Annotated in this window: 13 protein-coding genes and 1 riboswitch; of the genes, 10 read left to right on the forward strand and 3 right to left on the reverse strand. The window is 63.4% G+C overall.

The genetic code is table 11. The features are described from left to right. Positions 1–8: 8 nt before the first annotated feature. The 3 genes from cobW to JT360_RS17425 form a co-directional block, all read right to left on the reverse strand. Positions 9–1,061, reverse strand: coding sequence for a cobalamin biosynthesis protein CobW (cobW, locus tag JT360_RS17415; protein ID WP_214472897.1), 1,053 nt, complete (start codon positions 1,059–1,061; stop codon positions 9–11). Between the two features lie 2 nt (positions 1,062–1,063). Then, positions 1,064–1,492 carry a DUF1636 family protein gene (locus JT360_RS17420; RefSeq protein WP_214472898.1) on the reverse strand — a complete coding sequence of 143 codons (429 nt, stop codon included), beginning with the start codon at positions 1,490–1,492 and terminating at the stop codon, positions 1,064–1,066. A gap of 37 nt (positions 1,493–1,529) precedes the next feature. Then, a riboswitch (cobalamin riboswitch) is annotated at positions 1,530–1,734 on the reverse strand. Between the two features lie 28 nt (positions 1,735–1,762). After that, complete coding sequence (locus JT360_RS17425; RefSeq protein ID WP_214472899.1) at positions 1,763–2,962, reverse strand: winged helix-turn-helix domain-containing protein; 1,200 nt, start codon at positions 2,960–2,962, stop codon at positions 1,763–1,765. 334 nt (positions 2,963–3,296) lie between these two features. Between JT360_RS17425 and JT360_RS17430 the strand changes: the two genes are divergently transcribed. The 10 genes from JT360_RS17430 to nuoI all read left to right on the forward strand — a co-directional run bounded on the left by JT360_RS17430 (position 3,297) and on the right by nuoI (position 13,531). Further along, entirely contained in the window at positions 3,297–3,662 is a 366-nt protein-coding gene (locus tag JT360_RS17430) for an NADH-quinone oxidoreductase subunit A (RefSeq protein WP_006335683.1), read from the forward strand. Further along, entirely contained in the window at positions 3,653–4,234 is a 582-nt protein-coding gene (locus JT360_RS17435) for a NuoB/complex I 20 kDa subunit family protein (protein ID WP_013894808.1), read from the forward strand. Before JT360_RS17430 ends, JT360_RS17435 begins: the two co-directional genes overlap by 10 nt. A gap of 4 nt (positions 4,235–4,238) precedes the next feature. Then, positions 4,239–4,841 (forward strand): NADH-quinone oxidoreductase subunit C, encoded by a 603-nt coding sequence (locus JT360_RS17440; protein WP_214472900.1) that lies wholly within the window; start codon positions 4,239–4,241, stop codon positions 4,839–4,841. Then, complete coding sequence (locus JT360_RS17445; RefSeq protein WP_214472901.1) at positions 4,842–6,032, forward strand: NADH-quinone oxidoreductase subunit D; 1,191 nt, start codon at positions 4,842–4,844, stop codon at positions 6,030–6,032. Positions 6,033–6,466: 434 nt separating this feature from the next. Next, positions 6,467–7,747 (forward strand): NADH-quinone oxidoreductase subunit E, encoded by a 1,281-nt coding sequence (locus JT360_RS17450; protein WP_214472902.1) that lies wholly within the window; start codon positions 6,467–6,469, stop codon positions 7,745–7,747. Positions 7,748–7,757: 10 nt separating this feature from the next. Next, entirely contained in the window at positions 7,758–9,062 is a 1,305-nt protein-coding gene (nuoF, locus tag JT360_RS17455; protein WP_214472903.1) for an NADH-quinone oxidoreductase subunit NuoF, read from the forward strand. Between the two features lie 78 nt (positions 9,063–9,140). Beyond that, positions 9,141–9,839: a helix-hairpin-helix domain-containing protein gene (locus tag JT360_RS17460; RefSeq protein WP_214472904.1), complete on the forward strand. Its 699-nt coding sequence runs from the start codon at positions 9,141–9,143 to the stop codon at positions 9,837–9,839. A 73-nt stretch (positions 9,840–9,912) separates the two neighbouring features. Continuing rightward, positions 9,913–11,994, forward strand: coding sequence for an NADH-quinone oxidoreductase subunit NuoG (nuoG, locus tag JT360_RS17465; RefSeq protein WP_214472905.1), 2,082 nt, complete (start codon positions 9,913–9,915; stop codon positions 11,992–11,994). A gap of 2 nt (positions 11,995–11,996) precedes the next feature. Beyond that, positions 11,997–13,040, forward strand: coding sequence for an NADH-quinone oxidoreductase subunit NuoH (nuoH, locus tag JT360_RS17470; RefSeq protein ID WP_214472906.1), 1,044 nt, complete (start codon positions 11,997–11,999; stop codon positions 13,038–13,040). Then, the gene (gene nuoI / locus JT360_RS17475; RefSeq protein WP_214472907.1) at positions 13,040–13,531 is read left to right on the forward strand and encodes an NADH-quinone oxidoreductase subunit NuoI; all 492 of its coding nucleotides are present in this window, start codon (positions 13,040–13,042) and stop codon (positions 13,529–13,531) included. The genes nuoH and nuoI overlap by 1 nt, the downstream gene beginning before the upstream one ends. Positions 13,532–13,675: the final 144 nt, after the last annotated feature.

Consider the following 13,675-nt stretch of genomic DNA (forward strand, 5'->3'; position numbering starts at 1 on the left):
CCTGAAAATCAGCCGGCGAGTATACGTTCGATCGCCGGCCGGTTCAGCCCCTTGAGGCCGATGACGACGAGGCGTGAGCGGCGGTCGTCCTCGGTGGTCCAGGCGCGGTCATAGTAATGATTGACGCGCGGGCCGACCGCCTGCAGCAGGAGCCGCATCGGCTTGCCGCCGACCTCGACGAAGCCTTTCACACGCAGCACGTTTTCCTGTTCGGCGGCGGCGGCGACGCGTTTTGCCAGTTCGTCCGGATTGGCGATCGAGGGAATGTCGACGATGAACGTGTCGAAATCGTCATGCTCGTGGTCGAATGCACCGTCATGATGGGACTTGCGGTTCTCGATGTCATCCTCGACGGCGAGACCGAGCCCGAGCAGTACGGAGGGATCGACCTTGCCATGAGAGGTCGGCACGATCTTCACGGCGCGAGCGGAGTGTTCGCCAATGATGGCGTTGGCGCGGGCCGAACCGGCGGCGTCCATCAGGTCGCTCTTCGACAGGATGATCAGGTCGGCGCAGGCGATCTGGTCCTCGAACACTTCCTCGACCGGATCGTCATGATCGAGGCTGTCATCCCCGGCGCGCTGCGCCTGCAGGGCGTCCATGTCGTTGGCGACGCGACCTTCGGCCAGCGCCGGGCCGTCGACCACGGCAATGACGCCGTCGACGGTCACGCGGCTCTTCACCGTCGGCCATTGGAAAGCCTGGACCAGCGGCTTGGGCAAAGCCAGCCCCGAGGTTTCGATCAGGATATGGTCGACCTTCGGCGTCAGCGACAGGATCTGGTCGAGCGCCGGCACGAAATCGTCGGCCACCGTGCAGCAGATGCAGCCATTGGCCAGTTCGACGATGTTTTCCTCCGGACAGGTGTCGATGCCGCAGCCCTTGAGGATTTCGCCGTCGATGCCGATGTCGCCGAACTCGTTGACGATGATGGCGATGCGCCTGCCGCCGGCGTTTTCCAGGAGATGACGGACCAGCGTCGTCTTGCCGGCGCCGAGGAAGCCGGTGACGACGGTGCAGGGAACACGGGAGAGGTTGGCGGACGAATCCGGAGCGGTCATGGTTAGTCCTTCAGCATGTCGAGGGGAGGGATGCGGGCAACGAGGCCGCGCTTGAGGCTATCGGGCCGGCCACGCCACGGGATGAGGCCGTCGGTCGAAGTGGCGAAGAGCTTTGCGCCTGTGACAAGGTCGGTGCCGCTGGTCAGGGTTAAATCGCCGAACACATAGCTCCAGCAGCCGTCGCGCAGGATGGCGGCGCTGAGGCGACGCTTGCAATTGCCGAGGCATTCGACCGTGCGGATGCGGATATCTTCGCCCGATGCGGCGCGGCGCGTGTCTTGTGCCAGCAGTTCGCCGGCGCGGGGATGGGCGTCGGAGCCGGTTTCGTCACGACAGGAGGCGCAGACGATCACGGTAACGCCGGCCAAGACGCCACGCTCGCTGGGCAATACGTCCGCTGTCTCAGCCGGGAAACTGCTGTTGCGTTCCAATCTGGCTCCTTGCCCGGAAAACCCGCCAGGCGATCGGATTATCTTGTCGCAGACGGCAGGTCTCCTGGCTCGCGGGTCATCGCCTTGGGTAGCCGCCTTCCCGGGAACTCCCAGTGGCTTTCGGCCTTGGCTCGTCGCTTACAGTTGCGGGGACAGCCGCGGATTTGAGATCGAAATCCCTCACCGCATTCCCTCTTAGCCCCTGCCGTTGCGGGCAAGGGACCGTCTGGACCGGATTTAGGCTCTTGCGGGGAGTTGTGTCAACGCAGGTTACGACACGGCGATGTCGGCGAGAGGCTGGCCCAGATCACCAGCCGGCGTCACTTCCATGCGCTCAAGGCCAAGCCAGCCCTGCATCTGCTTCAGTTCCTCGAAGAGCTGGGCGGCGGTTTCTGGCGGTGCATTGCATTCTGCGTAGGCTGCGTGGACGCGCAGGATACTTGCCGGCCGGTCGGCCTTGAGGTCGACGCGCGCGACGATCCTGTCGCCGAGCAGGAACGGCAGGACGTAATAGCCGTATTGCCGCTTTTCGGCCGGCGTGTAGATCTCGATGCGGTAGTGGAAATCGAACAGCCGCTCCGAGCGCGACCGTTCGAAGACGACCGGATCGAACGGCGCCAGCAAGGCGCGGGCCTCGATCCTGCGCGGCAGACGGGCGTCCTTATGGAGGTATGCCGGCTTGTCCCAGCCTTCGACGCGCACCTGCAGCAGCTCGCCGGTCTCGACCAGTTCCTCCAGCCGGCCCTTCATGTCGGCCGGCGACAGGCGGAAATAGTCGCGCAAATCGCCTGATGTCGCGATGCCGTGGGCGCGGGCGGAGATGCGCAGCAATTCGCGGTGCGCGTCCTCGGCGGCCGGCACCGGCAGGTCGAGGATCGCCTGCGGCAGCACGCGCTCGGGCAGGTCATAGAAGCGCTCGAACCCGCGACGATGCGCCGTGGTGATGCGCCCGGCCCAGAACAGCCATTCGAAGGCGTGCTTGGCGTGGCTCCAACCCCACCAGCCGCCGGAGCCTTTCTGGCCTTCTAGCGCCGAAGCGGCGATCGGGCCGCGCTCGACGACCTGGCGGTAGATTTCTTCTATGTAGGCGGCGTGCTCGCGACCCCATTTGGCCAGCCCCAGATACATTTCATCGCCTTGTTCGGCGCGCTGCATGCGCCAGCACATCAGCGGGTAGGTCTCGACCGGCAGGAACGAGGCCTCATGCGCCCAGTATTCGAAGACCGTGCGCTTGCGGGTGACGGCGGCGTTGTCGAGCAGAGCCAGGGGATAGGGGCCAAGGCGCGAATAGAGCGGCATATAATGAGCACGCACCACCGCGCTGACGGAATCGATTTGCAGCAGGCCGGTACGGGAGAGAACGCGGGCGAAATGGCGGCGGTCGGGCGTGCCGGAGGGGCGGGGATCGAGAAACCCTTGAGCCGCGAGCGCGATGCGCCGGGCCGTGGCAAGCGAGATCTTTTCCTTCATTCAAGCGCCACTCTGAGGTGATTTGACCGAGGGGTCCGATGGGTGATTCCAGCCCATGCTAGCAGGGTTTCGGCGGCAACCATGTCAGGAGAGAAAAGTGGAGTAAAAAGAGAAGGAAATCAAACAGGAGCGTATCGGACCAGTTTCGCCGGATATGCCGTCCAGCTCGGTGTTTTGAACAAGGTTTGACTTGCTTCGCTGGAAGTGCTGCGCTAACCCTCGCCGCGTTGCAGCATAGGCTCCTTAAAACGGTTCAGCGGTTAAACTGTCACGCTTCCGCATTAAGGTCCGGTGCTGTAATCAAAATGGATTGGCGCCAACGGAAAGCCGCTGCATGAACGCACTTCTCAGTTCGTACCTGCCCATCGTCCTGTTCATCGGCGTGGCGCTGGTCGTCGGCCTGGCGCTGCTGGTCGCGCCGTTCCTGGTGGCATACCGCAACCCCGATCCCGAAAAGCTTTCCGCCTACGAGTGCGGTTTCAACTCGTTCGACGATGCCCGCATGAAATTCGACATCCGCTTCTATCTGGTGTCGATCCTGTTCATCATCTTCGACCTGGAAGTGGCCTTCCTGTTCCCGTGGGCCGTGTCCTTCTCGAAGATAGGCATGCTCGGCTTCTGGTCGATGATGGTGTTTTTGGCAGTGCTGACCATCGGCTTTGCCTATGAATGGAAAAAAGGAGCGCTGGAATGGGATTGAACGACAGTTCAGGCACCCTCGTCGCGCCGAAGCCCAAGGGCATCATCGATCCCAACACCGGCAAACCGGTGGGGCAGGATGATCCCTTCTTCCTCGAAATCAACAACGAACTGGCCGACAAGGGTTTTCTGGTCACTTCGACCGAGGCGCTGATCACCTGGGCACGCAGCGGCTCGCTGATGTTCATGACCTTCGGCCTTGCCTGCTGCGCCGTGGAGATGATCCACACCTCGATGCCGCGCTATGATTCGGAGCGGTTCGGCGTTGCGCCGCGCGCCTCTCCGCGCCAGTCCGACATCATGATCGTCGCCGGCACGCTGACCAACAAGATGGCGCCGGCGCTGCGCAAGGTCTATGACCAGATGCCGGAGCCGCGCTACGTCATTTCGATGGGCTCCTGCGCCAATGGCGGCGGCTATTACCACTATTCCTATTCGGTGGTGCGCGGCTGTGACCGCGTCGTGCCGGTGGACATCTATGTGCCCGGCTGTCCGCCGAGCGCCGAAGCGCTGCTCTACGGCATCCTTCTCCTGCAGAAGAAAATCCGCCGCACCGGCACGATCGAACGGTAAATCCATGGCTGCTTCATTGAGCGAACTGTCGACCTATCTCGGCGAGAAGCTGCCTGGCCGCTTCAGCGACGCGGTGTTTGCCTATGGCGAACTCACCGTTCACGTCGAGCCGGAAAACCTGATCGAGGTGGTGAGCTTCCTGCGAGACGATGCGCGCTGCCAGTTCATCTCGATCATCGATGTCTGCGGCGCCGACTATCCGTCGCGGGCCAAGCGCTTCGATGTCGTCTATCACCTGTTGTCGCCGAAGCAGAACGTGCGCATCCGCGTCAAGGTGCAGGCGGACGAGGAGACGATGGTGCCGTCGATCACCGGTGTCTATCCTGGCGCCGACTGGTTCGAGCGCGAGACCTACGATCTCTACGGCGTGCTGTTCTCGGGTCACCCGGATCTGCGCCGCCTGCTGACCGATTACGGTTTCGAAGGCCATCCGCTGCGTAAGGATTTCCCGCTGACCGGCTTCGTCGAAGTGCGCTACGACGACGAAGCCAAGCGCGTGATCTACGAGCCGGTCGAGCTCAAGCAGGAATTCCGCAATTTCGATTTTTTGTCGCCGTGGGAAGGTACTGACTACGTGCTGCCGGGCGACGAGAAGGCAAAGCAGTAAATGGCTGAAACCTCCGTCCGTAACTTCAACATCAACTTTGGACCTCAACACCCTGCAGCACATGGTGTTTTGAGGTTGGTTCTCGAACTGGACGGCGAAGTCGTCGACCGCGTCGATCCGCATATCGGGCTCTTGCACCGCGGCACCGAAAAGCTGATCGAGGCCAAGACCTACCTGCAGGCGGTGCCTTATCTCGACCGGCTCGATTATTGCGCGCCGATGAACCAGGAGCATGCCTTCGCGCTCGCCGCCGAGCGCCTGCTCGGCATCGAGGTGCCGAGGCGCGGCCAGCTGATCCGCGTGCTCTACAGCGAGATCGGCCGCATCATGTCGCACATCCTCAATGTGACGACGCAGGCCATGGACGTCGGCGCGCTGACGCCGCCGCTGTGGGGTTTTGTCGAACGCGAAAAGCTGATGGTGTTCTATGAGCGCGCTTCCGGCTCGCGCATGCATGCCGCTTATTTCCGCCCCGGCGGCGTGCACCAGGACCTGCCGCGCCAACTGGTCGAGGACATCGGCAAGTGGATCGACCCGTTCCTGAAGTCGATCGATGATCTGGACAAGCTGCTCACCGGCAATCGCATCTTCAAGCAGCGCAATGTCGACATCGGCATTGTCTCGCTGGCCGATGCCTGGGCCTGGGGCTTTTCCGGCGTCATGGTGCGTGGTTCGGGCTCACCGTGGGACCTGCGCAAGTCGCAACCCTATGAATGCTATTCGGAAATGGACTTCGACATTCCGATCGGCAAGAACGGCGACTGCTTCGACCGCTATCTCGTGCGCATGGAAGAGATGCGGCAGTCCGCGAAGATCATGCGCCAGTGCGTCGATCTTTTGCTCGGCAAGGAAAGCACGGGGCCGGTGTCGAACCTCGACGGCAAGGTCGTGCCGCCCAAGCGCGCGGCGATGAAGCGCTCGATGGAAGCGCTCATCCACCATTTCAAGCTCTACACCGAGGGTTACCGCGTGCCGGCCGGCGAAGTCTATGCGGCCGTCGAGGCGCCAAAAGGCGAGTTCGGCGTCTATCTGGTCTCCGACGGCACCAATAAGCCGTACCGCTGCAAGCTGCGCGCGCCGGGTTTTGCACATCTCCAGGCCATGGATTTCCTCTGCCGCGGCCACATGCTGGCCGACGTCACCGCCGTTCTCGGTTCCCTCGACATCGTGTTTGGTGAGGTCGATCGGTGATGATGGGAGCCCTCCGGCCATCCAAAGCGTTTCTAGCGGCGGCTTGCCTTGCCGCTTCCGCTGAAGCGTCCCTTGCTGGATCCGGTGATGGTCTGTCGTCGACGGATCTTCTCAAGGAGGGGTTCAAGCTGGTAGCGGAAGGCGATCTGCTCACAGTGCGCGAATTCGGTGGCGATGTGCTTCTGGATTCTGGAATTTTTGTACTCGGTCCGCCGGAGCAATCCAGTTGCAAGAGTGAGAGGACCTTGGTCGCAGAGGTGCCGAGCTTGGCTCGGCGTCGCGATTGCGGACACGTAACATGGTGGAATGACCGTTATGACGAATACGTCCGCTTGAAGCGTGGAAATGAAGAGTTCGTATGCGTGTTACGGCGATCCGAGGATTGCTATCGCGCCTATAGCTCCGCCCAGTAGAAACATAAGAAGCGAATCGCAATGTCAGTCCGCCGTCTCGCAGAAGCCAGCGTCCAGCCAGCCTCCTTCGCCTTCAACCGGGCGAACGCGGCTGCCGCGAAGCAATGGATCAAGAAGTATCCGAAGGGCCGCGAGCAGTCGGCGATCATCCCGCTCCTGATGCTGGCGCAGGAGCAGGAAGGCTGGGTGACGAAGGCGGCGATCGAGACGATTTCGGACATGCTCGACATGCCGCGGATCCGCGGGCTCGAGGTCGCGACCTTCTATACGCAGTACCAGTTGAACCCGGTCGGCACCCGCGCGCATATCCAGGTCTGCGGCACCACGCCCTGCATGCTGCGCGGCTCGGAAGCGCTGATGGATGTCTGCCGCTCGAAAATCCATCATGACCAGTTCCACACCAACGACAAGGGCACCTTGTCGTGGGAGGAGGTCGAGTGCCTGGGCGCCTGCGTCAACGCGCCGATGGTGATGATTTTCAAGGATACGTTCGAGGACCTGACGCCGGAACGGCTGGTCGAGATCATCGATCTCTACGACGCCGGCAAGGGCGCCTCAGTGGCGCCGGGACCGCAGAATGGCCGCACCGGCTCGGAGCCGGCTTCCGGCCTCACCACGCTGAAGAGCGAAAAGGCGATCCTCAAATCGACCCGCGACCGGGAAGCCAGGGAAGCCGCAAAGGCCGCCAAGGCGGCGCCCGGCGCGATCATCGCGGCGCCTGTTCCGGAACCTGCCGCCGCCCCTGTCGCGCCATCGAATGCCAGCAAGCCGAAAACCGACGCGCCTGAGACCAGCCCAGCGCTGAAGACGCCGTCGAAAACCAAGGTGGCGCCGGCGACTGAGAAGGCGGCGAGCGTTGCCGCACCGCGGCATTCGGCGGCCAATGCCAACAAGGCATCCCCCGAGGTCGAGAAGGTCTCCAAGCAGCGCAGTGGTCCGATCGCCAAGGCCGAACCCGCCACCGCCTTCAAGGCGCCGGAGGCCAAGGTGCCGGCGGCAAAGCCGGCAAAACCGTCGCTGGAGGACAAGAACCGTCCGGCCGGCATCGACAGGCCGGCAGCGGTCGACGACCTCAAGCTGATCTCCGGCGTCGGCCCGAAGATCGAGGGCATCCTGCATTCGCTGGGTATCTTCACCTTCGCGCAGGTCGCTTCGTGGAAGAAGGCGGAGCGCGAATGGGTCGACGGCTATCTCAATTTCCGAGGCCGCATCGAGCGCGACGACTGGGTCAAGCAGGCCAAGGCGCTGGCCAAGGGCGGCGTTGCCGAATACATCCGCGTTTTCGGCAAGAAGCCGGTCTGAGGGACGAAAAATGCTTCAGGACAAAGACCGCATCTTCACCAACATATACGGCCTGTTCGACAAGTCGCTGGCCGGCGCGATGGCGCGCGGCGCCTGGGACAACACGCCCGGCATCGTCGCCAAGGGGCGTGACTGGATCGTCAACGAGATGAAGGCGTCAGGCCTGCGCGGCCGCGGCGGCGCCGGCTTTCCGACGGGCCTCAAATGGTCGTTCATGCCCAAGCAAAGCGACGGAAGGCCGAGCTATCTCGTCATCAATGCTGACGAATCCGAGCCCGGCACCTGCAAGGACCGCGACATCCTGCGCAACGATCCGCACACGCTGGTCGAGGGCGCGTTGCTTGCCGGCTTCGCCATGGGCGCGATTGCTGCCTACATCTACGTGCGCGGCGAGTTCATCCGCGAGCGCGAGGCGCTGCAGCGCGCCATCGACGAGGCCTATGAGGCCAAGCTGATCGGCAAGAACAACACCTCCGGCTATGATTTCGACGTCTACATGCACCACGGCGCCGGCGCCTATATCTGCGGCGAGGAGACGGCGCTGCTGGAAAGCCTCGAAGGCAAGAAGGGCCAGCCCAGGCTGAAGCCGCCATTCCCGGCCAATGTCGGCCTCTATGGCTGCCCGACCACCGTCAACAATGTCGAATCGATCGCGGTGGCGCCGACCATCCTGCGCCGCGGCGCGGCCTGGTTCTCGTCCTTCGGCCGGCCCAACAATGTCGGCACCAAGCTGTTCTGCGTCTCAGGCCACGTCAACAATCCGTGCACCGTCGAAGAGGCGATGTCGATCCCGTTCCGCGAGTTGATCGAGACCCATTGCGGCGGCATTCGTGGCGGCTGGGACAATCTCTTGGCTGTCATCCCGGGCGGCGCATCGGTGCCGCTGGTACCGGCCGAGCAGATCATCGACGCGCCGATGGATTTCGACGCGCTGCGCGACCTCAAATCCGGCCTCGGCACGGCGGCCGTCATCGTCATGGACAAGTCGACCGATGTCGTGAAAGCGATCGCGCGGCTGTCCTACTTCTACAAGCACGAGAGCTGCGGCCAGTGCACGCCGTGCCGCGAAGGCACCGGCTGGATGTGGCGGGTGATGGAGCGGCTGGTGCGCGGCGAGGCGCAGAAGCGCGAGATCGACATGCTGCTCGACGTCACCAAGCAGGTCGAGGGCCACACGATCTGTGCGCTGGGCGATGCGGCAGCGTGGCCGATCCAGGGCCTGATGCGGCATTTCCGCGGCGAGGTGGAGCGGCGCATCGACGAGTTTTCGCGCAACGCGCACCGGGCCGAGCCGGTGATGGTGGCGGCGGAATAGAAGAAACTTTTGATGCGGGCGAAAGCCCGGGACGAGAAGAACGGGGCGGGGCGAACGAAGAACGACCAGGAGAACTCTATGGCGGCGTATTCGACACCCTACCCAATGATGCCCAATTTGGACCAGCTCGAGAAGATGAACCAGGACCTGACCAGGATGATGCCGAAGGAGATGGCCAGTGCCGTCAACCTTTTCGTGCACCCTGTCGCGGGTGCTGCGGCAATGTCGGCGCTTGGCATGGGGCTCGCCAATCATGCGTTGGGCGTGTGGCTGGGCGCGGTTTCGGGGGCGGCCGAGGCATCACAGCGCCTCATGCAGCCGCTGATCGAGGATTTCGAGGCGCGTGTCGAGCAATTCGAGGACGCGAACTCATCGTCCACCAAAGCGCGGGCGACGGCGAAGACCCTGATTGCCAAGGCGCAATCCTTCGCGCAGGAGGTCACCGACATCGCCGCCAAGGAAGCCGCCACCACGGCGCCGGTGGTGGACGTCGCTCCGGCAGCGGGCGAGGCCGCCGATGTATTGCTTCCCGAGGATTTCAGGCAGCCCAAGGCGATGGAGAAGCCGGAGAAACCGTCCGACCTCAAGGCGATACCGGGTATCGGCCCGAAGCTGGAAAAGGTGTTGAACGGGCTCGGTATCTGGACGTTCGCCCAGATCGCCGCCTGGTCGCCGCAGGAGATCGCCTGGGTCGACGACTATCTGTCGTTCAACGGCCGCATCGGCCGCGACGACTGGACTGCCCAGGCGGCTGCGCTGTCCACGAAGAAGAAGTGAATGAAATGCCGGGCGCCGCGTCTGTCGCGCCCGGGAAATGAGATTGCGGGAAATCCGCAGGGGTTTGAAGCGAATGGCAAAGCTCAAGGTCGACGGGAAAGAGATCACTGTACCCGACCACTACACGCTGCTGCAGGCGGCGGAAGACGCGGGCGCGGAAGTGCCGCGCTTCTGCTTCCATGAGCGGCTGTCGATCGCCGGCAATTGCCGCATGTGCCTGATCGAGGTCAAGGGCGGGCCGCCCAAGCCGCAGGCCTCCTGCGCCATGGGCGTGCGCGACCTGCGCCCCGGCCCGAACGGCGAACCGCCGGAAATCTTCACCAACACGCCGATGGTCAAGAAGGCCCGGGAAGGCGTGATGGAGTTCCTGCTGATCAACCATCCGCTGGACTGCCCGATCTGCGATCAGGGCGGCGAGTGCGACCTGCAGGATCAGGCGATGGCCTTCGGCGTCGATTCCTCGCGCTATCACGAGAACAAGCGCGCCGTCGAAGACAAGTATATCGGCCCGCTGGTCAAGACGGTGATGAACCGCTGCATCCACTGCACGCGCTGCGTCCGCTTCACCACGGAAGTCGCCGGCATTTCCGAGCTCGGCCTGATCGGCCGTGGCGAGGATGCCGAGATCACCACCTATCTTGAACAGGCGATGACCTCGGAATTGCAGGGCAATGTCATCGATCTCTGCCCCGTCGGCGCGCTGACGTCCAAGCCCTTCGCCTTCCAGGCACGGCCGTGGGAGCTGACCAAGACCGAATCCATCGACGTGATGGACGCCGTCGGCTCGGCGATCCGCGTCGACTCCAGAGGCCGCGAAGTGATGCGCATCCTGCCGCGCGTCAACGAGCAGGTGAACGAGGAGTGGATTTCCGACAAGACCCGCTTCATCTGGGACGGCCTGCGCACGCAGCGTCTCGACCGCCCCTATGTGCGCAAGGACGGCAGGCTGGTTCAGGCAAGCTGGGCCGAAGCGTTCGCCGCGATCAAGGAGCAGGTGTCGAAGACGGCTCCCGAAAGGATCGGCGCTATTGCCGGCGATCTCGCCGCGGTCGAGGAGATCTATGCGCTGAAGCTCTTGATGGCCTCGCTCGGCTCCAGGAACATCGATTGCCGCCAGGACGGCGCCGCGCTCGATCCGGCGCTCGGCCGCGCCAGCTATATCTTCAACCCGACCATTGAAGGCATCGAGCAGGCGGATGCGGTGCTGATCATCGGCGCCAATCCGCGCTTCGAAGCCTCGGTGCTCAACACCCGCATCCGCAAGCGCTGGCGGGTCGGCAATCTGCCGGTCGGCGTCATCGGCGATATTGGCGACACGCGCTATGATTACGAACTGCTGGGCGCCGGACCGGACTCGCTGAAGGATCTGGCCGACGGCAATGGCAAGTTCTTCCAGACCCTGAAGAAGGCGACGCATCCGCTTATCATCGTCGGCCAGGGCGCGCTGGCGCGTGCCGACGGCGCGGCCGTGCTCGGCCAGGCAGCCAAGCTTGCCGCTGCGGTGAACGCCGCAAGGGCCGACTGGAACGGCTTTGCCGTGCTGCACAATGCGGCCGGCCGCGTCGGCGGCCTGGATCTCGGCTTCGTGCCGGGCGAGGGCGGCAAGAACGTTGCCGGCATGCTGGGCGAGACCGATGTGCTGTTCCTGCTCGGCGCCGACGAGATCGACATGGGCAAGACCGGTGGCGCCTTCGTCGTCTATATCGGCACCCATGGCGACGCGGGCGCACACCGCGCCAATGTCATCCTGCCGGCCGCCGCCTACACCGAAAAGTCGGGCACTTACGTCAACACGGAAGGGCGCGTCCAGCAGACCAACCGCGCCGGCTTCGCGCCGGGCGACGCCCGCGAGGACTGGGCGATTCTGCGGGCGCTGTCGGACGTGCTTGGCAAGAAACTGCCCTTCGATTCGCTGCCGCAGCTGCGCGCCAAGCTCTATGGCGAATACCCGCATCTGGCCCGCATCGACCAGGTCGCGGCCGGCAATGCCGAGGACATCGCCGGCGTGGCGAAGCTCGGCGGGCGGCTGAACAAGGGCACATTCACCTCGCCGGTCAAGGATTTCTACCTGACCAACCCGATCGCGCGGGCATCGGCGGTGATGGCGGAATGCTCGGCACTGGCCAAGAGCGGCTTCAAGCAGGCGGCGGAATAAGCATGGACACCTTCTTCTCCTTCTACGTGCTGCCGGCGCTGCTGATCCTTCTGAAATCAGTCGTGCTGATCGTCGTGCTTTTGATCTTCGTCGCCTACATCCTCTACGCCGACCGCAAGATCTGGGCGGCGGTGCAACTGCGCCGCGGTCCGAACGTCGTCGGGCCCTGGGGCACGCTGCAGGCCTTCGCCGACCTGCTGAAATTCGTCTTCAAGGAACCGGTCATCCCGTCCGGTGCCAACAAGGGCGTCTTCCTGCTGGCGCCGCTGGTGTCAGCCGTGCTGGCGATCTCGGCCTGGGCGGTCATTCCGGTCAGCCAGGGCTGGGCGATCGCCAACGTCAATGTCGGCATCCTCTATGTCTTCGCCATCTCCTCGCTCGAGGTCTATGGCGTGATCATGGGCGGCTGGGCGTCCAACTCGAAATATCCGTTCCTCGGCGCGCTGCGTTCGGCGGCTCAGATGGTGTCCTACGAAGTCTCGATCGGCTTCGTCATCGTCACCGTACTGCTCACCGCCGGCTCGCTCAACCTCAGCGATATCGTGCTGTCGCAGCATGATGGGCTTGGTACGCGGCTTGGCCTGCCCAACACCTTCCTCGACTGGAACTGGCTGGCGCTGTTTCCGATGTTCATCATCTTCTTCATCTCGGCGCTGGCCGAGACGAACCGTCCGCCTTTCGATCTGGTCGAAGCCGAATCGGAGCTGGTCGCCGGCCACATGGTCGAATATTCGTCGACGCCGTTCCTGCTGTTCTTCCTGGGCGAGTATGTCGCCATCGTGCTGATGTGCGCGCTGGCCACCATCCTGTTCCTCGGCGGCTGGCTGCCGCCCTTCAACTTCGCGCCCTTCACCTGGGTGCCGGGCGTCATCTGGTTCGTGCTGAAGGTCTGCTTCGTGTTCTTCGGCATTTCGATGGTGAAGGCCTTCGTGCCGCGCTACCGCTACGACCAGCTGATGCGGCTTGGCTGGAAAGTGTTCCTGCCGATCTCGCTGTTCATGGTGATCGCCACCGCAGCCTTCCTCAAGATCACGGGGTTTGCGTGATGTCCGCTCTGTCCCAGGCCGCAAAATCGCTGCTGCTGCAGGATTTCGTCAGCGCGTTCTTCCTGTCGATGCGCCAGTTCTTCGCGCCGAAGGAGACGATCAACTATCCGCACGAGAAGGGGCCGACCAGTCCGCGCTTCCGTGGCGAACATGCGCTGCGCCGCTATCCCAATGGCGAGGAACGCTGCATCGCCTGCAAGCTGTGCGAGGCGATCTGCCCGGCGCAGGCGATCACCATCGAGGCCGGCCCGCGCCGCAATGACGGCACGCGCCGCACGGTGCGTTACGATATCGACATGGTGAAGTGCATCTATTGCGGCTTCTGCCAGGAAGCCTGCCCGGTCGACGCCATCGTCGAGGGGCCGAATTTCGAGTTCGCGACGGAGACGCGCGAGGAACTCTATTACGACAAGGACAGGCTGCTGGCGAATGGCGACCGGTGGGAGCGCGAACTGGCGCGCAACATCTCGCTGGATGCGCCCTACCGCTGATATTTGACGCATGGACGAGGCGAGGGCCTCGTCCAGAGGATGATCCCGAAAGTCGCGGACTTTTCGGACCGGATCATCCTCCGGAATTCAAAGTGGCCCATGTTTCTGTCGATCGGGTCTTTCAACCCGGTCGGAACATGGGCT

This window comes from Mesorhizobium sp. dw_380 (genome assembly GCF_018588885.1).
In the GTDB taxonomy this organism is placed as follows: Bacteria; Pseudomonadota; Alphaproteobacteria; order Rhizobiales; family Rhizobiaceae; genus Mesorhizobium.

Coding starts and splice junctions, on each gene's coding strand:
- JT360_RS17450 (WP_214472902.1), top strand. CDS start 6,467: ATGTCAGTCCGCCGTCTCGCAGAAGCCAGCGTCCAGCCAGCCTCCTTC.
- nuoF (WP_214472903.1), top strand. CDS start 7,758: ATGCTTCAGGACAAAGACCGCATCTTCACCAACATATACGGCCTGTTC.
- JT360_RS17430 (WP_006335683.1), top strand. CDS start 3,297: ATGAACGCACTTCTCAGTTCGTACCTGCCCATCGTCCTGTTCATCGGC.
- nuoI (WP_214472907.1), top strand. CDS start 13,040: ATGTCCGCTCTGTCCCAGGCCGCAAAATCGCTGCTGCTGCAGGATTTC.
- nuoH (WP_214472906.1), top strand. CDS start 11,997: ATGGACACCTTCTTCTCCTTCTACGTGCTGCCGGCGCTGCTGATCCTT.
- nuoG (WP_214472905.1), top strand. CDS start 9,913: ATGGCAAAGCTCAAGGTCGACGGGAAAGAGATCACTGTACCCGACCAC.
- JT360_RS17425 (WP_214472899.1), bottom strand. CDS start 2,962: ATGAAGGAAAAGATCTCGCTTGCCACGGCCCGGCGCATCGCGCTCGCG.
- cobW (WP_214472897.1), bottom strand. CDS start 1,061: ATGACCGCTCCGGATTCGTCCGCCAACCTCTCCCGTGTTCCCTGCACC.
- JT360_RS17460 (WP_214472904.1), top strand. CDS start 9,141: ATGGCGGCGTATTCGACACCCTACCCAATGATGCCCAATTTGGACCAG.
- JT360_RS17435 (WP_013894808.1), top strand. CDS start 3,653: ATGGGATTGAACGACAGTTCAGGCACCCTCGTCGCGCCGAAGCCCAAG.
- JT360_RS17440 (WP_214472900.1), top strand. CDS start 4,239: ATGGCTGCTTCATTGAGCGAACTGTCGACCTATCTCGGCGAGAAGCTG.
- JT360_RS17445 (WP_214472901.1), top strand. CDS start 4,842: ATGGCTGAAACCTCCGTCCGTAACTTCAACATCAACTTTGGACCTCAA.